This window comes from Gluconacetobacter brunescens (genome assembly GCF_048695475.1).
Lineage (GTDB): Bacteria > Pseudomonadota > Alphaproteobacteria > Acetobacterales > Acetobacteraceae > Gluconacetobacter.
The window spans coordinates 1378019-1401451 of sequence record NZ_JBLHEN010000001.1 but is presented as its reverse complement, the minus strand read 5'-3'; the positions used below and the strand labels follow the sequence as shown (position 1 = coordinate 1401451).

At 65.5% G+C, this 23433-nt stretch carries 24 protein-coding genes; 6 read left to right on the top strand and 18 right to left on the bottom strand.

Annotated features, from left to right (window positions below; genetic code table 11):
- Positions 1-11: 11 nt before the first annotated feature.
- A complete protein-coding gene (locus ACMAUO_RS06335; RefSeq protein WP_420356082.1) occupies positions 12-2087 on the bottom strand; it encodes a glycogen debranching protein in 2076 nt (691 codons plus the stop codon).
- A 269-nt stretch (positions 2088-2356) separates the two neighbouring features.
- On the opposite strand from ACMAUO_RS06335, the gene ACMAUO_RS06330 reads away from it, so the two are divergent.
- Positions 2357-3838, top strand: a complete 1482-nt coding sequence (locus ACMAUO_RS06330) for a mannitol dehydrogenase family protein (protein WP_420356081.1) — start codon at positions 2357-2359, stop codon at positions 3836-3838.
- 92 nt (positions 3839-3930) lie between these two features.
- Here the strand turns inward: ACMAUO_RS06330 and ACMAUO_RS06325 are convergent, their stop codons facing one another.
- Together ACMAUO_RS06325 and ACMAUO_RS06320 are read right to left on the bottom strand one after the other, a co-directional pair.
- Complete coding sequence (locus ACMAUO_RS06325; RefSeq protein WP_420356080.1) at positions 3931-4746, bottom strand: class I SAM-dependent methyltransferase; 816 nt, start codon at positions 4744-4746, stop codon at positions 3931-3933.
- Between the two features lie 156 nt (positions 4747-4902).
- Positions 4903-5607, bottom strand: coding sequence for an HAD family hydrolase (locus ACMAUO_RS06320; protein WP_420356079.1), 705 nt, complete (start codon positions 5605-5607; stop codon positions 4903-4905).
- 371 nt (positions 5608-5978) lie between these two features.
- Between ACMAUO_RS06320 and ACMAUO_RS06315 the strand changes: the two genes are divergently transcribed.
- The gene (locus ACMAUO_RS06315) at positions 5979-6572 is read left to right on the top strand and encodes a TetR family transcriptional regulator (RefSeq protein WP_420356078.1); all 594 of its coding nucleotides are present in this window, start codon (positions 5979-5981) and stop codon (positions 6570-6572) included.
- Positions 6573-6645: 73 nt separating this feature from the next.
- Here ACMAUO_RS06315 and ACMAUO_RS06310 read toward each other — a convergent pair whose 3' ends face one another.
- The 7 genes from ACMAUO_RS06310 to ACMAUO_RS06280 all read right to left on the bottom strand — a co-directional run bounded on the left by ACMAUO_RS06310 (position 6646) and on the right by ACMAUO_RS06280 (position 15469).
- Positions 6646-7929: an NAD(P)/FAD-dependent oxidoreductase gene (locus tag ACMAUO_RS06310; RefSeq protein WP_420356077.1), complete on the bottom strand. Its 1284-nt coding sequence runs from the start codon at positions 7927-7929 to the stop codon at positions 6646-6648.
- 107 nt (positions 7930-8036) lie between these two features.
- A complete protein-coding gene (locus ACMAUO_RS06305) occupies positions 8037-9539 on the bottom strand; it encodes an aldehyde dehydrogenase family protein (protein ID WP_420356076.1) in 1503 nt (500 codons plus the stop codon).
- A gap of 249 nt (positions 9540-9788) precedes the next feature.
- Positions 9789-11360, bottom strand: coding sequence for a TolC family protein (locus tag ACMAUO_RS06300; protein WP_420356075.1), 1572 nt, complete (start codon positions 11358-11360; stop codon positions 9789-9791).
- Positions 11357-13156 carry an FUSC family protein gene (locus ACMAUO_RS06295; RefSeq protein WP_420356074.1) on the bottom strand — a complete coding sequence of 600 codons (1800 nt, stop codon included), beginning with the start codon at positions 13154-13156 and terminating at the stop codon, positions 11357-11359. The genes ACMAUO_RS06300 and ACMAUO_RS06295 overlap by 4 nt, the downstream gene beginning before the upstream one ends.
- On the bottom strand, positions 13137-14186 hold the full coding sequence (mdtN, locus tag ACMAUO_RS06290) for a multidrug transporter subunit MdtN (protein ID WP_420356073.1): 1050 nt from the start codon (positions 14184-14186) through the stop codon (positions 13137-13139). Before mdtN ends, ACMAUO_RS06295 begins: the two co-directional genes overlap by 20 nt.
- 2 nt (positions 14187-14188) lie before the next feature.
- Positions 14189-14479, bottom strand: a complete 291-nt coding sequence (locus tag ACMAUO_RS06285; RefSeq protein WP_420356072.1) for a YtcA family lipoprotein — start codon at positions 14477-14479, stop codon at positions 14189-14191.
- An 87-nt stretch (positions 14480-14566) separates the two neighbouring features.
- Positions 14567-15469 (bottom strand): LysR family transcriptional regulator, encoded by a 903-nt coding sequence (locus ACMAUO_RS06280; RefSeq protein WP_420356071.1) that lies wholly within the window; start codon positions 15467-15469, stop codon positions 14567-14569.
- Positions 15470-15625: 156 nt separating this feature from the next.
- Between ACMAUO_RS06280 and ACMAUO_RS06275 the strand changes: the two genes are divergently transcribed.
- Both ACMAUO_RS06275 and ACMAUO_RS06270 read left to right on the top strand, forming a co-directional pair.
- The gene (locus ACMAUO_RS06275) at positions 15626-16399 is read left to right on the top strand and encodes an SDR family oxidoreductase (protein ID WP_420356070.1); all 774 of its coding nucleotides are present in this window, start codon (positions 15626-15628) and stop codon (positions 16397-16399) included.
- Positions 16400-16522: 123 nt separating this feature from the next.
- On the top strand, positions 16523-17863 hold the full coding sequence (locus ACMAUO_RS06270; RefSeq protein ID WP_420356069.1) for an amino acid permease: 1341 nt from the start codon (positions 16523-16525) through the stop codon (positions 17861-17863).
- 56 nt (positions 17864-17919) lie between these two features.
- On the opposite strand, the gene ACMAUO_RS06265 is transcribed toward ACMAUO_RS06270, so the two are convergent.
- From ACMAUO_RS06265 to ACMAUO_RS06250, 4 genes are all read right to left on the bottom strand, one after another.
- Entirely contained in the window at positions 17920-18108 is a 189-nt protein-coding gene (locus ACMAUO_RS06265) for a hypothetical protein (protein ID WP_420356068.1), read from the bottom strand.
- Between the two features lie 656 nt (positions 18109-18764).
- The gene (locus ACMAUO_RS06260) at positions 18765-18995 is read right to left on the bottom strand and encodes a hypothetical protein (protein WP_420356067.1); all 231 of its coding nucleotides are present in this window, start codon (positions 18993-18995) and stop codon (positions 18765-18767) included.
- Positions 18996-19086: 91 nt separating this feature from the next.
- On the bottom strand, positions 19087-19395 hold the full coding sequence (locus tag ACMAUO_RS06255) for a helix-turn-helix domain-containing protein (protein WP_420356066.1): 309 nt from the start codon (positions 19393-19395) through the stop codon (positions 19087-19089).
- A 14-nt stretch (positions 19396-19409) separates the two neighbouring features.
- A complete protein-coding gene (locus ACMAUO_RS06250; protein WP_420357220.1) occupies positions 19410-19595 on the bottom strand; it encodes a BrnT family toxin in 186 nt (61 codons plus the stop codon).
- Positions 19596-20580: 985 nt separating this feature from the next.
- On the opposite strand from ACMAUO_RS06250, the gene ACMAUO_RS06245 reads away from it, so the two are divergent.
- Both ACMAUO_RS06245 and ACMAUO_RS06240 read left to right on the top strand, forming a co-directional pair.
- Positions 20581-20781: a hypothetical protein gene (locus ACMAUO_RS06245; protein ID WP_420356065.1), complete on the top strand. Its 201-nt coding sequence runs from the start codon at positions 20581-20583 to the stop codon at positions 20779-20781.
- 88 nt (positions 20782-20869) lie between these two features.
- Positions 20870-21520 carry a hypothetical protein gene (locus tag ACMAUO_RS06240; RefSeq protein ID WP_420356064.1) on the top strand — a complete coding sequence of 217 codons (651 nt, stop codon included), beginning with the start codon at positions 20870-20872 and terminating at the stop codon, positions 21518-21520.
- 149 nt (positions 21521-21669) lie between these two features.
- Here ACMAUO_RS06240 and ACMAUO_RS06235 read toward each other — a convergent pair whose 3' ends face one another.
- The 4 genes from ACMAUO_RS06235 to ACMAUO_RS06220 form a co-directional block, all read right to left on the bottom strand.
- Positions 21670-21840, bottom strand: coding sequence for a hypothetical protein (locus tag ACMAUO_RS06235; RefSeq protein ID WP_420356063.1), 171 nt, complete (start codon positions 21838-21840; stop codon positions 21670-21672).
- Positions 21840-22487, bottom strand: a complete 648-nt coding sequence (locus ACMAUO_RS06230) for a hypothetical protein (protein ID WP_420356062.1) — start codon at positions 22485-22487, stop codon at positions 21840-21842. Before ACMAUO_RS06230 ends, ACMAUO_RS06235 begins: the two co-directional genes overlap by 1 nt.
- A 4-nt stretch (positions 22488-22491) precedes the next feature.
- Positions 22492-23028, bottom strand: coding sequence for a lysozyme (locus tag ACMAUO_RS06225; protein ID WP_420356061.1), 537 nt, complete (start codon positions 23026-23028; stop codon positions 22492-22494).
- 115 nt (positions 23029-23143) lie between these two features.
- On the bottom strand, positions 23144-23410 hold the full coding sequence (locus ACMAUO_RS06220; protein WP_420356060.1) for a hypothetical protein: 267 nt from the start codon (positions 23408-23410) through the stop codon (positions 23144-23146).
- Positions 23411-23433 lie beyond the last annotated feature (23 nt).

Sequence of the window (23433 nt, the reverse complement as noted above, 5' to 3'; positions counted from 1 at the left end):
CCTTGTGTGCGTTATCTGGTTGTCGCGTCGTGCCTCGTGCGCAGCAGGACGCGGATCGAGCGGGCCTGGGCGGGCAGGCGCGCCATGTCGCTCACCGGCGTCGCCGTTTCGGTGGTGAGGATGTCGGCGGGCGAGGGCGCGGCGGTGTCGATGAGGCCGCGCCATGGGGTGGGGCCGCCGCGCGCCGCCTCGGGCAGGGCGAAATGCAGCGTGTCGTCCCAGCCGTTGATGAAGACATAGAGATCGTCATCCGCCATCGTGCCGCCCCGCAGGAAGAAGGCCAGGCTGCGCGAGATGGTGCGCAGGTCCGGGTCGCCGCCATCGACGCCGTGCCAGGAGACATCGTCGCGCCAGCCGACGCTGCGCGCGATGGAGGGGTGGGCGGCGCGAAAGGCGATCAGCATTCGTACGAAACGCAGCAGGGCGCTTTCGTTTTCCGTCAGGCGCCAGTCGAGCCAGTTGGTTGCGTCATCGCGGTCGTAGGGGTTGGGGTCGCCGCCCCGGCTGTGGCCGAATTCGTCGCCGGCCTGGAACATCGGGGTGCCGTTGGCCAGCATCAGCAGGCAGAAGGCGTTGCGCGTCTGGCGGCGGCGCAGCGCCAGCACCGGTTCGGGCGCGCCGTCGACGCCCTGATGGCCGCAATTGGCGGCGATCTGGCCGGGATCGTCGTAGGAGAACAGGTCGCGCAGCGTCAGCCCGTCATGGCTGGCGATGTAATTGACGCTCTGATAGGGGCGGGCGGCGTGGGCGCGGTCGTCGGGGAACAGGTCGGTGCTGCCGTAGAGGCGGGTCATCAGCGCGGGCACGCATCCGTCATCGCCGCGCAGGAAACGGCGGATATCGTCGCGGAAGCGGGCGTTCCATTGTCGCCAGGTCCGGCCGGGGAAGGCGCGGCCCAGTTGCATCAGCGAGCCGTCGCCGACCCAGGGTTCGGCGATCAGCCGGGTCTGCCGCAGGTGGGAGGCGGTGGAGAGTTCGGTGACGATCGGCGGTTCCGCGAGATTGACATGCCCGGTCTCATCGACCGAGAACATCGAGGCGAGGTCGAAGCGCAGGCCGTCGATGCCCATCTCCTCGATCCAGAACCAGGCGCTGGAGAGAATGAGCTGCCGCACCACCGGCGCCGCCACATCCAGGTCGTTGCCGCAGCCGCTGCGGTTGGTGGGGCGGAACGGAATGCCCGGCGCGCGCGTATAATAGCTGGGATTGTCGATTCCGCGATAGGACCAGACGGGGCCGCCGGCATGGTCCTCGCCCGTATGGTTGTAGACGACATCGAGAAAGACTTCGATTTCGGCTTCGTGCAGGGCGGCGACCATCGCGCGGCATTCGCGCCATGCCGCAGCCACCGTGCCATCGGAGGCATAGCCCGCGTGGGGCGAGAAGAAATTGAGCGGCATGTAGCCCCAGAACGTCCCGTGGACCGGGTCGCGCTGGAAGATCGGCATCAGTTCCACCGCCGTGATCCCGAGTGCCTTGAGGTAGGGGATGCGGGCCGTCAGGGCGGCGTAACTGCCGCGCTGCGCGGCAGCTACGCCGGATGACGGGTCGCGGGTGAAGGCGCGAACATGCAGTTCGTAAATGACGAGATCGTGATCGTGGCGTCGGGGGCGCCGGATGGGCGGGGGGCTTGTGGCCGTGCGGTCCGGCAGGACGCCCAGTGGCGCGCGCCCGGCTGTGGGGCCCGGCCGGCAGGCGGCCGCGCGGTCGAAGCCGGGCGGGAAGAAGACGCCGCGTGCGTACGGGTCCAGCAGCAGTTTTTCGGCGTCGAACAGCAGCCCGTCTTCCGGGCGGTGCGGGCCGGCGACGGAGTAGCCGTAATAACAGGCGTCGCCCACGCGGTCGGCGGGGATGCGGGCGTGCCACATATCGCCCGTCTTGTTGTGCGGCAGGCAAAAGGGCAGGCGCAGGCTGGGGGTGACGAGATCGTCCGCGCGATAGAGCAGCAGCGTGATGGCGGTGGCGTTGCGCGAGAAGAGGCTGAAATTGAACGCCTGTTCCTCGGGCAGCCAGACGGCGCCGGGCGGGAAGGGCGCGCCGTCGGACGCCGTGAAACTGCTGCTGACCGGCAACGTCGCGTTCGGCATGGCCATGCTCGCCACGGGTGGGATGGATGTGCAGCCTAGTGGGATCGCGGCGGGAAGGCGAGAAAATCCCGCGCCGGCTGGAGCGGGACGGTGATGGGGCTTGGCGGACGTGCGGCGTTCGGGACGGGATTTTTTTTGTTTCGAAAAATCGTTCAAATAACAGGAAGATATTCGATTATTTTTCCAGTGCGTGAAAAATCTTGAAATTTCCTGATAATTCCTATTTGATTGATGTCGATAATAAAAATATGGAGGCCGATGTTTTGCGATTGAGTCGTTCCGCGTTATCCAGCCTGCCCGGTACCGTCTACAGGCCGCGTTTCGATCCGGCCTTGTTGAAAAGCGGGATTTTGCATCTGGGGTGCGGAAGTTTCCATCGCGCGCATCAGGTTGCGGCCAGCCAGGCGGCCATTCATCATGCCGGAGAGGATGGCCTGCGCTGGGGCATCGCCTCGGCGACGATGCGGCGGCCGACGCTGACCGATCAGTTGCGGCAGCAGGATAATTGCTACACGTTGCTGACCCGCGAGCCCGATGGCACGGTGGCGTCCGTGATGGCGGCGATCTCGGAAGCGTTGTTCGCCGGGGCCGATCCGGGGGCGTTGATCGGGCGGATTGCCGATCCGCTCATCAGGATCGTGACGCTGACCGTGACGGCCAGCGGCTATCACATCACCGCCGAAGGGCGGCTGGACCCGGAATCCGACGCCATTCGCGAGGATCTGTCGCGCCCGTTTCCCCGCACCGCGCCGGGTATTCTGGTGGCGGGGCTCGATCTGGTGCGGCGGCGCGGGGGCGTGCCGCCCGTGGTGCTGAGTTGCGACAATGTGGCCGAGAATGGCGACACGCTGCGGCAGGTGGTGATGGATTATGCCGCGCTGCGCGGGAACGATGCGCTGTCGGCCTGGATCGGCGGGCATGTGGTCTTTCCCGATACGATGGTCGATCGGATCACGCCGCCCTTTCAGGAGGCGGATGTGGAGGATGCGCGGCGGCTTCTCGGCGGCGTGGAGGATACGATCCCGGTCTCGGCGGAGCCGTGGTTCCAGTGGGTCATCCAGGCTTTCGACGGTGAGCGGCCGGTGTGGGAGGCGCATCCGGGCACGCGCTTCGTGCGCGATGTCAGCGTGTTCGAGCGCGCGAAATTGCAGATGCTCAATGGCACGCACATGATCCTGGCCTATGCCGGGGGGCTGGCGGACCTGCCCACCGTCGCCGAGGCCGCGACCGATCCGGCGCTGGGGGCGATTGCCACGCATTTCATGCGGCATGAGCAGTCGGCCGGGGTGGCGCTGTCGGACGAGGACCTGGATTCCTATGCCGCCGGGCTGATGACGCGCTTTCGCAATCCGGGCATCGCGCATGATGTGGAGCGGATCGGGCGCAACGGCTCGGCGAAGATGGCTGCGCGGGTGATTGCGCCGATGCGGGAGAATCTCGAAGCCGGCCGGAAGGTGACGGGGGCGGTGCTGCTGATTGCCTGCTGGATCCGCTGGTTTGCGCTGCATGAGCAGGAGGCCCTGGAGATCGGCCTGACGGACCCGCGCGCAGATGTGCTGCGGCAGATCTGTGCCGATGCCCGGGATGATCATCGGGCGCAGGCGGAGGCGTTCCTGGCGATGGAGGAGGTGTTCGGGCCGCCTCTGCCGGACCATGAGGGGCAGGTGGCGGCAATCGCGGACATGCTGCGGCGGCTGACGGATGGCGATGTGCGGGCCGTGCTGCGTGAGGTTGCGAAAGCCTGCGCGTAAAGGCGCGCGAGCGCATTCGGTTGTCGGGTGCTGGCCGGCATGATGCCGGCCAGCCATGGGCCAGATTTCGATCGCCGGTACCCGCGAGGCTGTCAGTCGACCTTGCGGAACTTCAACTCGAAATTGTCGCCTTCGCCGATCGCCTGATATTTTGCATGATCGACGGCACCGAGCGCGTATGTCGGGGGGAGCGTCCAGACACCTTTGGGCCAGTCCGTCGTATCCCTGGGATTGGCGGCGACTTCCGAAGTGCCAATGAGCTTGAAGCCGGCACGCTCGATGAGCGCGATGGCATAATCCTGTCGGACATAGCCGTTTTCGGCGCCGGGGTCCTGTGGCCTGGTCGGACGGGCGCGATGGTCTTCGACGCCGAAGATGCCACCGGTCTTGAGGGCCTTGTGAATGGCCGCCAGCAACTCGGGCGCATCCTTGTCCGCCATCCAGTTGTGGAGGTTGCGGAAGGTCAGGATCACGTCGGCGGTGCCTGAAGGTGCCAGGGCGGGGTGATCGTGCCCGAATTGCGTGTAATGGATGCGGCCGTAGAGCTCGGGATGCGCGTCGACCCTGGCTTTCATCGCCGCTGGCCAGGTCGCATATTCGCTTTCGACCTCCGTGCCGCCGGGCACGCCCATTGCCGCATAGTAGGTGCCGTGGTCCCGCAGCAGCGGCGCCAGAATTTCAGTCCAGTAGCCGCTGCCCGGCCATATTTCCACGACCGTGGATCGGGGCGTCACACCGTAGAAGGACAGCAGTTCGTAAGGATGTCGGGCTTGGTCGCGCGCCGTCAGCGCGGGGTCGCGGGTCGGTGCCGATATCGCGGCGCGCAGGGACTGGTGATCGGGGGCCGCCGCAGCCGGCGCCGCGGCGACTATGCAGGCGAGCAGGGACAATGAACTCCGTATGCGCATTGTGACGATCCTTTCCATGCTGGCATCGTAATATTTGCGATAGCACGGGACGCGCCGCGCGGGCCATCCGCCGGGGCATGGTGCCCCGCCCGCCTCATTTTGAAGCCTGACCTGAAATGCGCGCTGATATTCGCCGCGCGCATTTGCGCCGTGGGGTCAGGCGTGGGCCTGTTCCAGCCAGTGGCGGACGTGGTCCAGGTCGTCGACGATGGCCAGTGCTTTTTCGCGGACGTCTTCGGTGGGGGCCAGCAGGTCGGGAACCACGATGACGGGGATGCCGGCGGCGTGGGCGGCGCGGGCACCGTTGTGGGAATCTTCCAGCGCCAGGCAGGATTCGGGGGCGATTCCGATTTTCTCCGCTGCCGTCAGGTAGGGTTCGGGGTTCGGCTTGCCGCGCGTGACGTCGTCGCGGGTGACGATGGCGTCGAAGCGGGTCAGGAGGCCGACCAGTTCCAGGTGGTGGTCGGTGCGGTAGCGGCTGGACGAGGTGGCGATGGCGCGGGGGAGCGCCAGCCGGTCGAGCAGGTCCAGCAGCGGGGTGACGCCCTTTTTCAGCACCAGCCGGTCGCTGTCGACGTAGCGGCGGAGATGGTCTTCCTGCAACGCGAAGAAGCGTTCGAGCGGGAAATCGGTGCCGTAGGTGTCATGCACCATCTGGCGGCAGGTGTCGGCCGGCATGCCGATCATGCCGCGACAGAAGGCCAGAGGAACGTCATATCCGAGGTCGGTCCCCGCTTCGGCCAGCGCGTCCATTGCCAGGGTTTCGCTGTCCAGCAGCAGGCCGTCCATGTCGAAAATCACGCCTTTGACGGCCTGGAAGGAGGATGCGGTCAGGTGAAGGGGAAGCGGGTATCCCGGCATGCGTTCTTCTCTTTCTGCTGTTTCTTTCTGGCCCATTATCGGCCGTGGGCCGGGCGCGGTGCAACCCGGAAAGGAGGTTTTTCGTAAACATCGTTGATTTGAAAAAGGAATTTTGGGCGTGATGGCGCTATGGCGGAGTGTCTGGCATCACGGAGCGCGTGAGGTGCTCTGATGGCGGTGATCGGGCTGGGCTGCTTGCGTGAGGGTGGAGGCTTTGGGCATTCGCCCCTATTATTGATCGCTTGTCTGCTGGCTTTCTTTTCCCCATGCCTGTCCGACCGGTGCGCCGGTCATTTCTGTTCGAGAGCGATCCTGTCTTGTCCGTGCCCCGGCCCCCGGTTTCTTCCCTGCGTGTTGCAGCTTCCGTCTCCGTGCCGTCGCGGCGGGAGGCGCGGCGGAGCGAGACGCATGCCGCGCTGATCGAGGGAGCGATGCGCCTGCTGTCGACCCAGGGGTTCGATGCGACCACGGTTGACGAGATCGCGGCCAGTGCCGGCATTTCGCGCCGGACGCTGTTTCGGTATTTTCCAACCAAGGCCGATATCGTGACCGCGTGGGCGCAGAACATGACCGATGTGCTGACGGCCAGCGTCGAAGCCTGCCCGGCGGATTTCAGCCCGCAGGATATCATTCGCACGGCGCTGGAAGCCGTGGTGCCGCAGATGGCGAAGAACCGCGCCGAGGCGTTCGCCTTTGCTTATCTGATCGAGCGCACGCCGGCGCTGCTGTCGGTCAGTTTGCGGAAATATGCGGGGTGGGAAGATGCGCTGGCGGCGGCGCTGGCCAGCCGGCTGCCGGTTTCGCCCGATCAGGCGCTGGCGGCGCGGGTGGCCGCGCGGTCGGGGATTGCGGCCTTTCGCACGGCGCTGGACGAATGGATCAGGCTGCGGGGGCGGCCGGCGCTGGTGCCGATCCTGCGTAAGGTGCTGGTATTGCAGGCGGAGCTTCTGACCCCGCCTGCCTGAAGACCCTGATAACGAATGGGTTTCCAAAGGGCGACTGCCCTTTGGTGGGTCAAGGGCAAAGCCCTTGCAGCGATCAGTCCAGCCGCACCGACGGCCGCACGATCGCGTCGATCCGGTCGGCCAAAATGGACATCAGGCCACGGAACAGGCCGTACAGCTCCACCTGGTGCTGGCGATAGAGCATCAGGTGGCCCAGCCGGGCGCTGAGGCCGTTCAGGAAGCCGCCGCCGAAGACGGTGCCGCCGGGCAGGGTGCCCCAGCCATTGTAGTTGCCCAGGGCCACGATGGCGCCCTTGTTGCGGAAGACGCAGGTGGGAATCGCGGTGCCGTTGCGCAGCCAGGCCGGCAGGTGGCGGGCGAGGTGATGGGCCTGCTGGCGGGCGACCTGCGCCGTGGGCGGCAGGGGGTCCGAGGAGATGAACGAGCAGTCGCCCATCGCGAAGATGTGTTCGTCATCCTGCGATTGCAGGTTGGGGTGGACCAGGATCTGGCCCGAGCGGCTGAGGGAGAGCCCGTCGAATGCGGCGGTGACGTCCGGCGCCTTCACGCCGGCGGCCCAGACGCGCAGGGTGGCGGGGATGCGCGTGCCGTCCTTCAGGCTCAACCCTTCGGCGTCGGCGCCGGAGACCATGGCGGAGGTGCGGACCGAGACGCCGATGCTTTCCAACTGGCTCTGGGCGGCCGTGGAGACGGCTTCGGGGAAGGCGGGGAGCACGCGGGGGCCGGCTTCCAGCAGCGTGATCTGGAGTTTCGGCGGGGCCGAGCCGAAGGAATGCAGGGCGACCAGGTCCAGCGCCTTGTGCAGTTCGGCGGCAAGCTGGGTGCCGGTGGCGCCGCCGCCGACGATGGCGATATCGAGCGGCTTGCCCACCGCGTAGGCGCGCAGAAGCTCCATGCGGAACTTCTCGTTGAAGCCGTTGGCCTCGACCAGATTGTCGATGAACAGGCAATGCTCGGCCACGCCGGGGGTGCCGAAATCATTGGCGCGGCTGCCGATGGCCAGCACCAGGGCGGCATATTCGACCGTGCGGCTTTCCAGCACCACCTCGCCCTCGGCGGAGCGGAACGGGCCGAGGATGGCGCGCTTGTTGGCGCGGTCCAGCGCCACGATCTCGCCGGGCCAGAATTCGAAATGGCGGCTGCTGGCCTGCGCCATGAAGCTGATGCGGTCGTTCTCGTTCTGTGCGGTGCCCGCCGCGAAACAGTGCAGCATCGGCTTCCAGACATGCGAGAAGCTCTTGTCGATCAGCGTGATCCGGGCCAGCCCCTGACGGCCCAGCGCGTCGCCCAGCCGGGTGGCCAGGGCCAACCCCGCGACACCACCCCCTACGATGAGAATTTCCGGTTTTGTCGCCATCGCGTCTTCAGGGTCCATCTGCAAGGGGTTGCCACGGGTGGCCCGGCATGGGCCGGGGCCCTGCCGGGTCGGACGGGGGCGCCATGTGAAGCGCCCCCGCGGTGGTCTTAGAAGAAGCCGAGCTTCTTCTCGCTGTAGCTGACCAGGAGGTTCTTGGTCTGCTGGTAATGTTCGAGCACCATTTTGTGCGTTTCACGACCGATCCCCGACTTCTTGTAGCCGCCGAAGGCGGCGTGAGCCGGATAAACGTGATAGCAGTTGATCCACACACGTCCAGCTTCCATGCCCCGCCCCATGCGGTAGCAGGTATTCGCGTTGCGGGACCATACGCCCGAACCGAGGCCGAATTCGGTGTCGTTGGCGATGGCCAGGGCCTCTTCCTCGGTGCGGAAGGTCGTGACCGCCAGCACCGGCCCGAAGATCTCCTCCTGGAAGATCCGCATCTTGTTGTTGCCCTTGAAGACGGTCGGCTGGACGTAGAAGCCTTCCTTGAGCACGGCACCGAGATCGGGCGTGCCGCCGCCGGTGAGCAGTTCGGCGCCCTCGTTCTTGCCGATGTCGATATAGTCGAGGATCTTCTTCTGCTGCATCAGCGAGTTCTGGGCGCCCATCATGGTGGTGGGGTCCAGCGGGTTGCCCTGCTTGATGGCCTTGACGCGGGGCAGGGCGCGCTCGATGAAGCGTTCGTAGATCGATTCATGCACCAGCGCGCGGCTGGGGCAGGAGCAGATCTGGCCCTGGTTGAGCGCGAACAGGGCGAAGCCTTCGATCGCCTTGTCGAGATAGTCGTCGTCATGGTCCATGACGTCGGCGAAGAAGATGTTCGGCGACTTGCCGCCCAGTTCCAGCGTCGCCGGGATCAGGTGCTCGGCCGCCGCGTGGGCGATCATCTTGCCCGTGGGCGTGGAGCCCGTGAAGGCGATCTTGGCGATGCGGTTGCTGTTGGACAGCGCGGCGCCGACATCGCGGCCCAGGCCGTTGACGATGTTGAGCGTGCCGGGCGGGAACAGGTCGCCGATCAGTTCCATCAGCACCAGGATGCTGGCGGGGGTGGTCTCGGCGGGCTTCATGACCACGCAATTGCCGGCGGCCAGTGCCGGGGCCAGCTTCCACGAGCCCATCAGCAGCGGGAAGTTCCAGGGGATGATCTGGCCGACCACGCCCAGCGGCTCGTGGAAATGATAGGCGATGGTGGTGTCGGTGATCTCGCTCAGCGCGCCTTCCTGGGCGCGGATACAGCCGGCGAAATAGCGGAAATGGTCGATCGCCAGCGGGATGTCGGCGTTCAGGGTCTCGCGGATCGGCTTGCCGTTGTCCCAGGTTTCGGCGCGGGCGAGCAGGTCGAGATTCTGCTCCATCCGGTCGGCGGCCTTGAGCAGGATCAGCGAGCGGTCGGCGGGCGACATATGGGCCCAGCCCTTGAACGCCTTGTGGGCGGCGTCCAGCGCCAGTTCGACATCCTCGGCGGTGGATTGCGGGACTTCGCACAGCACGCGGCCATCGACCGGCGTGATGTTGGACATGTAGCCACCCTTGACCGGGGCGACCCATTCTCCACCGATATAATTCTCGTAGCGTGCCTTGAAGGGCGGCTGTTCGTTGACAGACATGCGGACACTCCTTGGACTGCGACGGCCCTGATCCGACAGGCGGCCGGAAATGGAGCCGGACATCAAACCGGACCGGGCTGGTCCGTGTTGCTGTATTCCGCGTTATATAGACAGGCGGGCGCCCGGCAATCGGGCGGGAGGTCACATCCGCGTGAAAAATGGCACTGAGTGCCATAATGATATCGTATAAAAATATTATTTAACAATGTGTTGAGTATGTATTTCGGGGTTGGTTTGCGCGGATGCGTATCACGCCCCGCCTAATGCGCCGGTGCCGAAGGCGAGGCCGGCGGCGGCGATCAGGGTGGCGTAATAGGCGTCCGACCGGCTGATCTCGGCGTCCAGCAGGCCGTTCTGCGCCAGTTGCGCCTGGGTGATCGAGCCGGTGCCGCTGCGATAGGCCGTGAGGGCGGCGTCGAAGCTGGTCTGCGAGGCCGTGCGCAGGCTGGTGGCGGCGGCGTAGGCGTGCAAGCCGGTGCGCACGGCGTTTTCCGCCGCCACGATCTGCTGGATGGAGTCGTTGACTGTCTGGCGCAGGGTGGCTTCCGCGCTGTCCGACTGGTCCTGCGCCTGCTTGACGACTGCCGCGCGCAGGCCGCCATCGAAGATCGGCACGCTGATGCCGCCCAGGATCAGGCTGCTGAAGCGGTTGGCCGAGAGGTTCAGCGTGGGCGAGGCATCGCTGCCGACACCGGGCACCGAGGTCAGGTTCATCCGCCCGGTGGCGTAGGAGACGTTGCCGGTCATGAAGATGCTGGGCAGGAACGCATCGCGCGCCGCGCTGACGCGGTTGTGCGCCGCCCGCGCCGCCGCGTAGGCGGCCAGCACGTCGGGGCGCCGCGCCACCGCGCGCTTGACCATCTCTTCGCTCAGCCGGGCGTCGTCCTGCGTCAGGGGGCGGCCGGAGACGTCTTCCAGCCCGATCCGGGTGTCGGCGGAGACGCCGGTTGCGGTCAGCAGGGTGAGGTAGGTGTTCTCGTCCTCGCCCTCGGCCTGGACCAGGCGCAGGGCGACCTGGGCGGTGGCCTGCCGGGCCTGCGTCACGTCAAGGATCGTGCCCTGGCCCTGGTGCAGGCGGGCCTCGGCAGCCTGCTGGACGTGGTGGGCGTTGTCCAGGGCGGTGCGCAGCAGCCGGACGCGGGCGGTGGCGGCGGCGTGGGTGTAGAAGGCGGTGGTGACGGCGTAGATCACCTTCTGGTGCGCCGCCGTGAACAGGACATTGGTGGCGATCTGGGCCTGTCGCGCGGCGGCGACGGTGGCTTCGCGGCGGCCGAAATCGAACAGCAGCCATTCCAGGCCCAGCGTCTGCACCTCTCCGGCGCCGGAATTGCGGGTGCCGGGGCCGTTGCCCAGCGGCAGCGTGCCGTAGCCGTTGGTGACCAGCGACGCATCTTCGCTCTGGCCGTGGCTGTGGGACCAGCCGCCGACCACCGTGGCCGTGAGGTGCGGCAGGTAGGTGCTGCGGGCGATGCCGACCGCCAGGGCGGCGTCGCGCGCGGTGTTCCAGGCGCGGCGGGTCTGCGGATTGGCGGATTGGGCGATGTCGATCAGGTCGGCCAGCGTGTAGGGCTGGGCGGTGCGTGCCGGCAGGGCGGGGGAGGCGCCGCGCGTGACCACCTCCGGGTCGGCGGGGAGGCTGTAGCCGGGCGGCAATGTCAGGCCGTGCTTGCCATGGCCGGGGGGGACGATCGCGCCTTCCGTCGTGACGTCGGGTGTCCAGGGGCGGTCGGGGCGCGGTGGGGCGGTGGCCAGTTCGGAGGTAGCGCAGCCGGCGAGCAGCAGCAGGGTTGCGGCGGCGGCGGTTTGGATGCGGCCGGTCATGATGCGAGGGCCTCCATTGCCGCGATGCGGGCGCCGGCATCGGTGGGCGTGCCGGCCAGCAAATCGGCGCCCAGGCGGCCGGACTCGGCGAAGCCGGTCTGGAACGCGGCGATCCGGTCCATTTCCGCGCGCATGTGGATCGGCTCGGCCAGCGCGTATTCAACCTGCCGTTCGCCCTGCGAAACGGCGGATTGCAGGGCCGCCACGCAGGCGGCCTGTTCCTGCCTTGTGGTCGCCGCGCGCTGGCGCTGGAGCAGGGCCGTGACCGCGCGCAGGCGCTGGGCGATGCCGTCATAGGCGCTGGTGGGCCAGAAGCTGGTGAACATGGCGTAGGTGATGGCGTTGCCGAACATGATGCCGACGATCCGGTCGCGGGCGGTCGCCATGTCGCTGGTCGGGCCGTAGCCCTTGAGGTCGGTCAGGTAGAAGGCCAGGCCGATCTGGAAGCCGGCATAGGCGATCCGCTCGTCGCCGGTCTTGACCCAGGCCGCCAGCAGGGAGACGGCGAAGACCAGGATCAGGAAACCCGTGATGTCCTGGAGATGCGGCTGGACGAAGATGATGGCGGCAATGCCGATGGCGCCGCCGACCAGGGCGCCGCTGATGCGCAGTGTGAGCTTGGCGATCATCTCGCCCATCGTCGGCTGGGCGACGATGAAGCAGGTGATGATGCAGGTATGGATGCCCGGCCAGTCGATCATCCGGAACAGCAGGTAGCTGGTCATGACGGCGGCGGTGCCTTTCACCGCGAAGCGGACATGGGCGGGGTTGGTGAAGGCATCGGGCGCGAAGAAGCCGCTTTTCCTTTTTGCTGGTGTGTCCGGCTGTTTTGGCGTCGGGTCGGGGGTGGTGAAGACGGCCAGCAGCGCGGCCATGGCGGTGCAGGCCGGCCGGTCTGGGGGTATTGTGGGGGCAACGATGGCGGTGGGGTAGTCGCCGTCGGCGAAGATGGCGGCCATGTGCTCCAATGTGTCGATCAGGGCCTGTGGGGGCGGGGCGTCGGGGGCGCGTGTGGCTTCGGACTCCGCCAGGGCCAGCATGGCGACGGCGGACTCCGCCGCCTGGCGCAGGCAGGCGAGGTCGGCCGGGCGCCAGAGCCGTTCCAGGCCGGCCATGCGCAGGGATTTCGTCATGCCCGTGGTGCCTTCGCGCAGCAGGCCGGTGGCATGGGCGCGGGCGTCGGCATCGGTGCCGCGCAGCAGGGCCGCGCTGACGCGCAGGCGGGCGGCGATGTCGTCGGTCAGGACCCGGCGCGGCGAGGGGCAGATCAGCAGGCCCAGCACCACCATCACCGCGCCGGGTACCGCCAGGAACAGGTCGGTATAGAGCAGGGCGCGGGTGACGACTTCGCCGACCGGCACCTGGTCGATGGCCACCAGCCCGTAGACCACGATCAGCCCCAGCATGTAGGCCACCGGTTTCAGCTTGCTGGCCGAGCCGAGGAAGAAGAAGCCGAACGACAGCAGGGTGATGGTGGCGACCAGCGCCATCGGGTGATCCAGCGTCAGCGTGATCAGCCCGTAGATCAGCAGCAGCAGGATCAGGATCAGCACATTGACCGCGATGCCGGCGACCGCGTTGGTCACACGGTCCTTCTGCCACAGCGCCATCGTGACCAGCGCCGGTACCGCGAGGTCCGGCACCTGCCAGATTTCGCCCACCAGCACCGTCGCCGTGCAGCCGGCCGCCATGCGCAGTGCGTAGCCGAGCCGGCCGGGCGTGGGGTCGCGCACCAGGCGCCACAGCCGCGCCGGGGTCAGGGGGGAATCGGTCATGTCAGGGACAGGCGGCGCCATGGCGGATCTCGACCGTGGCCGTGGCCCCCATGCGCAGCAGGGTGGGGGCGGCCCCTTGCAGGCGGACCCGCACCGGGAAGCGCTGGGCGACATGGACCCAGTCCATCTGGCGCGGCACCAATGGCAGCGACCGCGCCAGCCCGGCGGAATCCGCCGACAGTACGCCCCAGCCGATGCTCTCCACCCGGCCCTGGATCGGGGTGCGGCGGTCGATCATCGAATAGACCGTGGCGCAATCGCCGGGACGGACCATGGGCAGGGTGAGTTCGCGCAGGTTGGCCACCGCGTACCAGGCATCGTCGGCGATCAGGGTGAACAGCACCTGCGACGGCGCCAGGACTTCGCCGGCCTTGACCCGCAGGCTGGTGACGTAGCCGTCGGCCGGGGCGGTGACCGTCGTCTGGCGCAATTCGTAGCGGGCGCGGTCGAGGGCCGCCTGGCTGGCGGCCTGGGTGGCCGTGGCGCTGGCGAGGTCGCCGATCGCGACGTCCGCCGCCGCCGATTGCTGGCGGGCCTGGGACAGCGAGATCTCGGCATCGTTCCGCGCTACCCGGGCCTGGTCGTATTGCTGCAACGGGACGTAGGCGCGGCTGGCCAGCGGTGCCAGTCGGGTGACCGTCCGGTCGGTCAGGTCGCGGTTGGTCTGGGCGCGCGTCACCTGGTCGCGGGCGGTGGCGGCCTGGGCGGTGCGGACGGCCAGCAGGCGACGCTGGTTTTCCAGTTCCGCTGTCGCCAGCGCCAGATTGGCTTCGGCCTGGCGCACCGTCAGCGCGTAGGGTTCCGGGTCGAGCCGGTAGAGCAGGTCGCCCTTGCGGACATGCTGGTTTTCATGCGCCGGCAGGTCGATCAGCCGGCCGCCGACGACGGAGGCGACATGCACCAGTTCGGCGTCGATGGCGGCGCTGTCGGTGGAGGGAAAGGCATCGTCCTGGTGGGCGACATACAGGCCGGCGAGGGTGGCGGCGCCGATGCAGGCCACGGCGATGACGATGCCGATGCGGCTTTTGCCGCCCATGCGTACCCGCTCCATGCTCACGGCCCGAATGCCAGCGCCCACAGGGCGAGGGCGGCCAGGGTACCCAGGGCGACATAGGTGAACAGCCGGAAGCTGAGCACGGCGTCGATGCCCGTCAGCAGGAAGACCACGCGCAACCCCACGGCCACCGCGACGCCCGTGAGCGCGCAGAGCATCCAGGCCGGGAAATAGGCGCCGACGATGGGGAAGGAGGGCGCGCCATGCAGCGCGCAGCCGTTCAGGGCGAGGAGGGGGAGAAGGGTTCTTCTTTTTCTGAAGAAAAAGAAGCAAAAAGACTTTTGTTTCATTGGGCTCCGCGCGGGCTGGCAGGGTCCGACTTTAAACGTCCAGAAGTTTTTTGGTTCTTTTTTTCAAAAAAGAACAGGAAAATGCTTTCAACTGCGTAAAAGCGGCGCCATCAGGCCAGCCAGCCAGTCGGCGAACACCCGTACCCGGCGCGCGGCGTGGCGGCGATGGGGATATAGCAGCGTAAGCGGCATCGGCTCGGCGCGCCAGTCGGGCAGCAGGTCGACCAGCGCGCCGGAGCGCAGATGGTCCTGCACGTCGAAGGCCGGCACCTGGATCATGCCCAGACCGGCGAGGCAGCAGGCGATCAGGGCCTCGGCGCTGTTGACGGTGACGCGGCCGGGCAGGGTGAGGGTGCGCAGCGTGCCGTCCTGGAGCCATTCCCAGGGCTCGACCCGTCCGCTGGCGGGCGAGGCGTAGCGCACCGCCTGGTGGGTCGGCAGGTCGTCCGGGTGGCGGGGCGTGCCGTATCGGGCCAGATAGGCCGGGCTGGCGACGTTGAGCAGGCGGAATTCGCCCATCCGGCGGGCGATCAGGGCGGAATCATGCACCGGGCCGACGCGGAGCGCGCAGTCGGTGCCGTCCTCGATCAGGTTCACGGCGCGGTCGGTCACGCCCAGTTCGATGGTGATGTCGGGGTAGCGGGCGAGGAAGTCGGGCAGGGCGGGGGCGACGACCAGCCGGCCGATGCGGCCGGGCATGTCCACCCGCAGCGCGCCGCGCGGGCCGGCGGGATCGCGGCGGAACTGGCCTTCCGCTTCCTCGATATCCGCGACCAGGCGGACGCATTGTTCGTAGAAGGCCGCGCCGTCCGGCGTGGGGGCGACGCGGCGGGTGGTGCGGGCCAGCAGGCGCGTGCCCAGCCGGGCCTCCAGATCCTGGATCGCGGTCGAGACCGTGGAGCGCGGCAGGTCCAGCGTGGCGGCGGCGCGGGTGAAGCTGGCGCTTTCCACCACCCGGGCGAAGATGCGGAACAGGTCGATGCGGTCCATCGCTTCCCTCGAAACCCTCCAAGTATGGGGGCGTTTGTTCGGATTCTACGACATGTGTTGTTCGGAAACGCAAATTTATCCGCGTTTCTGGAATGATATCGTGGCCTGCATGATCTCCCGCATCCGGCGGGGGAGGGACGGGAAGGAGCCATCGAGATGGCCGATCACAGCATCAGCGGAAAGACGGTCCTGATTGCCGGCGGGGCGAAGAATCTGGGCGGGCTGATCGCGCGCGACCTGGCGGCGGCCGGCGCGAAGGCGATTGCGATCCATTACAACAGCGACTCCTCGCGGTCGGACGCCGAGCAGACGCTGGCCAACATTCGCGCGGCGGGGGCCGAGGCGGTGGCCTTTCAGGCCGACCTGACCACGGCCGGGGCCTGTGCCGCGCTGTTCGCCGATACGGTGGGGGCGATCGGGCGGCCGGATATCGCGATCAATACCGTGGGCAAGGTGCTGAAGAAGCCGATCGTCGAGACCACCGAGGCCGAATTCGACGCGATGGCGGCGATCAATTCCAAGGCGGCCTATTTCTTCATCAAGGAAGCGGGGCTGCACCTGAAGGATAACGGCAAGCTGGTGACGCTGGTGACGTCGCTGCTGGGAGCCTACACGCCGTTCTATTCGACCTATGCCGGGGCCAAGGCGCCGGTGGAGCATTATACCCGCGCGGCCTCGAAGGAGTTCGGCGCGCGGGGGATTTCGGTCAACGCGGTCGGGCCGGGGCCGATGGATACGCCGTTCTTCTACGGGCAGGAAGCGCCCGAGGCCGTGGCCTATCACAAGCAGGCGGCGGCGCTTTCGGCCTTCAGCCCCAGCGGCCTGACGGAGATCGAGGACGTGGCGCCGTTCATCCGCTTCCTGGTTTCGGACGGCTGGTGGATCACCGGCCAGACCATCCTGATCAATGGCGGATACACGACCAAGTAATCGGGCCGGCCGGCAGGTCGTTCCCCTCGCGATCCGGCTTTGCGCCGGCTGGGGCCGTGTCTATGGTGACGGCCCGGGCGGCGCGGCATGGCGCCGCCCCTGTTTGTTTCGGGGGGACGGTTCTTGGGTCTGAAGCAGCGCCATATTCTGTTCATGGCATTGGGCGGGTCGGTCGGGGCCGGGTTGTTCCTCGGCTCCGGCGGGGCGATCCAGCAGGCGGGAACGTCGGTGCTGCTGGCCTATGTGCTGTGCGGAATCGTCGTGTTCCTGATCGGCCGGGCGGCGGCGGAACTGGCGCTGTCCGACCCCGAGGGGCGGACGCTGAACGCCTTTGTCGGGCGGTATCTGGGCGCGCGGATGGAATTCCTGGTCGGCTGGAGCTACTGGCTGATCTGGACGCTGGTGTGTATTTCCGAAATCACCGCCGCCGGCATCTTCGTGCGCCACTGGATGCCGGACGTGCCGCAATGGGCGGTTGCCGCCGTGCTGGGGGGCGTGTTGCTGGCCGTGGGTTCGCGCGCCGTGGCCACCTTCGGCGAGATGGAATTCTGGCTGGCCATCATCAAGATCTGGGCCATCCTGGCGCTGATCGGCTGCGGGCTGGTCACGATCCTCGGGCATGTCGGGCCGGCGGGGCCACGGGCATCCTTCGGCCATCTGTGGGATGCGGGGGTGGTGCTGCCGCACGGGATGGCGGGCTTCGCCGCCATTCTGCCGATGGCGCTGTTCGCCTTTGGCGGCACCGAGATCATCGCGCTGACGGCGGCGGAGACCGATGATGCCGTGCGCGTGCTGCCGCGCGTGATCAACGGGATCGTCGGGCGCATCATCGTCTTCTATGTGGGCAGCCTGGCCGTGATCATGGCGATCGTGCCGTGGGGCGAGGCGGATGCCACGCACAGCCCGTTCGTGCTGGCCTTCCAGCATATGGGGCTGCCGATGGCGGGCGAGGCGATCAATGGCGTCATGGCGCTGGCGGCGCTGTCGTCGTGCAATGCCGGGCTGTATGCCACCAGCCGCACGCTGGCGTCGCTGTCGGAAAGCGGCATGGCCTCGGCGCGGCTTCGCGAGCGCTCGGCGTCGGGCGTGCCCGCGATGGCCTTTGCGGCTTCGTTCGCGACCGTGCTGGCCGGCGTGGTGCTGAATTATTTCCTGCCCGATCGGCTGTTCGGCTACGCGATCCAGGGTGTGGCGTTTCTGCTGATCTTCGTCTGGGCGTCGATCATGGTGGCGCATCTGGCCTATCGGCGCAGCGCGGACGGCGCGCGCGGGGTGGTGGCGGCGCTGCCGGGGGCGCCGGTCAGCAACGGGCTGGCCATCGCCTTCCTGCTCGCGATCGGGCTGGATATCGTGTGGGGCGGGCGGCTGTATGTGCCGTTCCTGCTGGATGCGGCTTGGCTGGCGGCGCTGGTGCTGCTGCACGGCCGGATGTCGGCGCGGCGGGCGGGGGCCTCGGTGGTGTGAGGCCATCGGAGGATATGATGGCCCTGTGAGCCTTGTTTCAGGCGCGGCACCCGGCTTTACGAGCCGGTCGTGACCTCGGCCAGCACGGCTTTCACCAGGGCTTCCATGTCCACGCGGCCGTCGATCGCCACTTCCGTCGGCCAGCCGTCGAACCCGACGGTCGGCGCGGCCGGTCCTTCGGCGGCCTGACGGCTCAATTCCGCTCGTGCCGCGCCCATGGCGCGGGCCATCGTCAATATGTCCATGGATAGGTTTTCCTCCACGTTGGCGCCATGTGCAATCCTTGGCTGCGGATATGTCGTGGACCCCGTGGAGACAGGGCGGCTGGGTATGAGCGCGTCCATGGCGCCATAGCCGGCAACGATTCAAGCGTGGCGTGAATGCGCTATCCTCGGGAGGCCGGGGAAGGGAGACGAGGATGAAGCGCTGGATTGTGCTGTGCGTGGCTGTTGGGACGCTGGCTGGCTGCGGTCACCAACCCCAGGACGAGCGCGGGGAAACGCCCGCATGCACGCAATACCGCTCGATGATGACCGCCCCCATGCCGCCGGACGCCATGAGGCGGTTGCAGGAGCGGTGTGGGGCCAGCAGGTAGGTAATTCACTGATTGCCGTGTGCGATTTCCGACCTGTCTAATCGCCGGAAGGATGCCAGGAAGGACGTCGGATGCGCCTGATAGCAGGGGGGCTGAGGCGAGGCCAATCGGGAGCCATTTCAGAGGGGCTGGAGCGGCGACCTTGGCGGAGAACCGAAGGGCTGTGGCCATCTGAATACTTGTGGAAGGTGTGTCGTTCGAGATGATGGCTGATATGTGGAGAACAGTGTCGAGACGGTCGAGCGCGTCATGGCCCGGACACCGGTATAGAGGCCAAGCTGAATAAACAGGCGGATATGAGGCGTCTTAATAGTCCATCTCCGTCCGCATCTCGGTTTCCGTCGGGAAGCAGGCCTCAAGGTCATCCTCGTCGAACACAATCTCCGCGACGGCATAGGTTGGCCCGTTATACCAGGACGGATCGCGCCCGGGTTCGATTCTGATGGCGATCACCGTCCTGCGGCCGATATCCGTGCAGCGCCACTCGCCCGAGGTCGTCCAGAAGGACGAGCCGACGGTGAAATCGCCATGGTTCATCCTTTACTCCTGCCGAAAGAGTAGAATCTCGCGCCCGGCCCGCTTTTCGAGAGACGTTGGCAGTCAGCGGCAAGGCTTGGTTTCTGGTCGGTCACGCCGCCTCCATCGCTCGTCGAACCGCATCCGGTTCACGCGACAGCACGCGCAATAGTGTCCGCACGGCGGGATCGAGGCGCACGCGGCCCTGTTCCCAATTCCGCCACGTTGCCACGGGCACGCCGATCAGGGCAGCAATGGACACCTGCGTCATGCCCATCTGGCGCCGGACGGTCCCAGGGGTCGGGTAGGCCACCCCAAGGCCGTCTGGGGCCTCGGTGCCGTCCTCATGTGCCTGACGGGCCATATCCTCGTCTGTGGTCGCCCTGACCCGTTCCCAATCGATCGTGGACCGACGGGACATCGCTTCCTTCAATGTCATTCTTGCCATCTGCGCCACTCCTTGTCGTGCATGCGACGGGTTGAGATGATCCACGTCACGTTATCTCTCTGCGTGTAGACGACCATGAACGGCACGTCCTCAATCAGTCCGGCCGCCCGGATCCGGACCTCGCCGTAGTCCTTTCGGTCATCGACCTTCTCGAACAGTTCGCCCGCGAAGATCGGAAGAACGTCGGCGAAACTGAACCCGCGGTCACGGAGGCATTTGGTCGCTTTTGGCGTCGTGCCAGTCGAAGGCGCGGTCCATCGTCGTCATGGTATTTATATACGCTGGGAGCGCATATCGTCGCAAGGAGAGCTATACGCTGGCAGCGTATGGGTCTGCCTTGTCGGAGTTCTCCGGACCTCTGTGGAGAAGTCTGGAAGTCTGGAGCCCCTTTTCCTCACGAAGCGCCCGCCTGTGCTGATGCGGTGCCCGCACTTCCGGGCAGCGGGGCTACCAACTGGCAACTGGCAACTGGCAACTGGTGGCTGGTGCTCTGCGCCGGGGGTACAAGCGTCGCGTTTCCTCGTTCGGCTGGCCGAGGAAATGGCAGAAGCATGATTTTAGAAAATGTAGGGAAATCATGGTGCTGCTGGACAGGATTGAACTGTCGACCTCTCCCTTACCAAGATACTTCCTCCACGTAAAAGTGGCGGATTTCCTAGCATGACCCTAGGGGAGGAAGGCTATCTGTCTACAGTTCGTATAGGGTTTTCTGTGCCAGTGGCACAGAATTGACGCAAGGCTTGACTCTGTGCTAAATGTTCTCATTACGTTCTCTCTGTGGAACGCAAGCCACCGGCTCCACCTAATATTGTCGGTCGAGATTTCAATCGGTGAGTCACGAAGCGAACGAGATTGCAATAAGATTCTTATGCAGCCATGTTCTCTGCATACACCGGAATTGTGTGGCTAGATTGCAACGGTCAAACGATATGAGTATTTTGTGAAAATCACTTATCCTATTGATATATAATGAATATATTGGTTTTGGTATAATTGTTAACGAATGATTTCGTGCTGCAAAATTCTTTTTGAACGATTCTGGTCTTAACTTTGGTAAGCAAAAATGCCTAATGTTCAAACGCCGCTTCTGGAGTCCTGTGAGGGTGCCCTCATCAGGGCGATATGTGTCGCGGCCATAAGAATGAACGGAGAGGTTTTATGAACAGAAGCGAATGCGATACCCTGGCCGCCCGCTTCGACTCTTTGAAGGCGCGCGGTTTGGTTGATGTCAAGTTTCTACTGCGCGACGAAGAGAACGCAACACGTGAGGGCGTTTGCGCCGAGGTAGAGCAGATGCTGGTCTCTCACCTTGAAGGTAAGTCGAAAGCTTTCACCTTCGGCGATAGCCATCGCTCGTAAGTCCCGCTTCCCTCTATTCGGAGAAAGCCTCCCACAATATTTGGGAGGCTTTTTTTGTTCGATTTTGCCTGTAGGACCTTGTCGCTAAATGTACATTAAAGACAGCGCTCTTGAAGATTTGTTCCGGAAAGTGCGCCAAACGCAAGAGGAAATCAGAAGCTACTGTTTGGGTGGCGATAAGCCTGTAGCTTCTGTTGACGATCTTCTTTTCTCTGTAAAAAATATGTACGGTATCGACGTAATTCTTTATTTGGTTCCTCACGAAACTATTCATTTAGATAGCTTTCTTCTTCGATATAAAGACCGTTGTGAAATACTGATTAGTGATAGTCTGGCGGAAAGTGAGAGAAGGTTTGCTTCTGTTAAGGAAATTAGTCATATTATAATTGACCAGTCTGAAGATTGGTCAACAGACGTTTTGAACACTATTGATACCCTATTGCGGGATAGTGAACTGGAAATTTCTACAGATGGGGAACATACGCCAGAACACAGTTTAGTTGGCGAACATATTTCTGTCGTTGCGGCAAGCGAGTTTTTGTATCCTGATTTTTTTGTTGATGCAGATAAGAAGCTTATAGAAACGAATTCGACAACAGTTGCTGCGATTTCGGTTCAACGGAAAATACCGGTCAGATGTGTTAAGCTTCTTCATAATGAATCAAATTATACTATGTTCAAACAGTTTAGGGCGCGAGTCTCTGCTACAAGTATCGTTTCCAGCGCACCGTTGGCGTGAGTCGGGCTTGAGCACATTTCTTCCAAAGTTGTAACCACCGGCCGATAAGAAAAAACGCAAAAAGCATCCGGTTTTCGGCCGATGGATCTTGAATACGCAATGCGCCCAGCGGGTTTCGCTTACGCGGAAATCAGATTGATCTTGTTTCGTTATCCGGCCTGAACAGCCTGGTTGGCCTGGTCAGCGGCCGCCTTGGCAGCCTCCCACTCGGCCTCGGTCGGCTCACGGTCCTCCTGGATCGGCGCCAGCAGGGCCTTGATGCTATCCGCGATTCCCGGGATGGCCTGGATCAGGCCGGCAACAAGAGCAGCATACGGCATCACTTGGTTTCCTTGGTCTGGAGCAGGGTGGTCAGGGCGGACAGCGCGTCCTGCCCGGCGGTGATCGCGGCCTGGTCGAGCGGGTCGCCATGCTCGGCCGCGTCCATCAGCGGCAGGATCTGGTCGTGGGCCCGCTGAAACGCAGGCTTGAGGTCGGCCACGACCTTGGGGTCGGCGTCGGCGGAGTGCTCATAGGTGACCGCGAGCTTGGCGGCGATCGGGTAGGAGCGGCCCATCGCCATGACCGCTTGCTGCCGCTCGATCACGGCGTCGCTGCCGCAGGCCGACAGGGAGACGGCCGCACCCAGCAGCAGGGCGATGGCGGCCGCGCCGATCTTGCCGGCCGGTCCGGACGTGCCGCTGGAGCCCGAGGACTGGAGCGGGATGCCGGCGGCCTCGATCGCGGCCTTGGCAGCCGGGGCATCGGCGCGGGCGACGACGACGCCAGTCAGTCCCACCTGGAGCCGGTTCGTGGCCCAGCCGAAATTGAGAGCGATCAGGTTGATCGCCCGATAGACCGGCGCCCAGCGCGAGGTGTCGGCCGGGGGCTGAACGAAGGCAGTGAACAGCTTGCAGCCGATGACAAACAGGGCGACCCGCAGGGCGTCCTGCGCCGGTACGAGTGCCATCAGGGATGCTAAATCCACGAGATTATCCTTTCACGCGCGCCAGCTCGGCGGCGTTGGCCGCATTTCGGGCCGGTCCGGTTGACGCCGGCAGGCGGCCGAGGAACGCGGCCCGCTCGATCTCCCGGCGGTTGACCAGGCCCTGGGACACCACCAGGCGCCCAGTCTTCGGGTCGCGGATCTTGTTCCAGACCGGGAACTGGGCGCTGGCACCGTCGAATCGGCCGGCATTGAGCATCCGGAGCAGCGTCGAGGACGCGGCTGCCGTGGTGCCGACATTGTATTGCCAGGACAGCACCGCGCCCTCCTGGCAGGCCGAAAGCGGCACATGCACCAGCGCGCACAGCTTGCCGCGCAGGATGGCGACCGTGCCGGTCAGCAGCGCCACGGCAGCGTCTTCGGTGATCGGCCGTGTTGCGGCTGTGACGGGCGAGCCATCGGCCAGACAGCGATTGCCGTAACCGATGGTCCAGAGGCCGGCGACGTCCCGGTAGGGCGCCAGGCGCAGGCCCTCCAGCCGGCGCAGCAGCAGGTCTGCGACGCCGAGCGAATCCATCTCCATGATGGGCTCCATTGATGAGCAGGAATCAAAAAGGCCGCCCCGAGGGACGGCCTTGCGAACTTGCGCAGAATCGCAAGCCAGCCTGCCGGCGGCCCGCGAGAGCGTGGTGCGTGGATCATGCGACGGCCTGTGCGCCACCCATGGTGATCTGCTGCCGCAGTAGCGCGTTTTGCGTGTCGAGCGCCGCGATCTGGCCCCGCAGTGTCGCGATCATCTGCGCGTCGGTGGCCTGCTGCTGCTCCAGCTTGTCGACCCGGGCCGACAGGCGCTTGATCTCGGCCTCTGCGGCCCGGCCGCCGAATCCGATCAGCCAGCGCACGGTAAACAGGATGGCGCCGAGGACGGCAGCCCACCAGGGCTGCGGGGTCAAAGGGTCGGACATCAGGACTCCAGGCATAAAAAAAC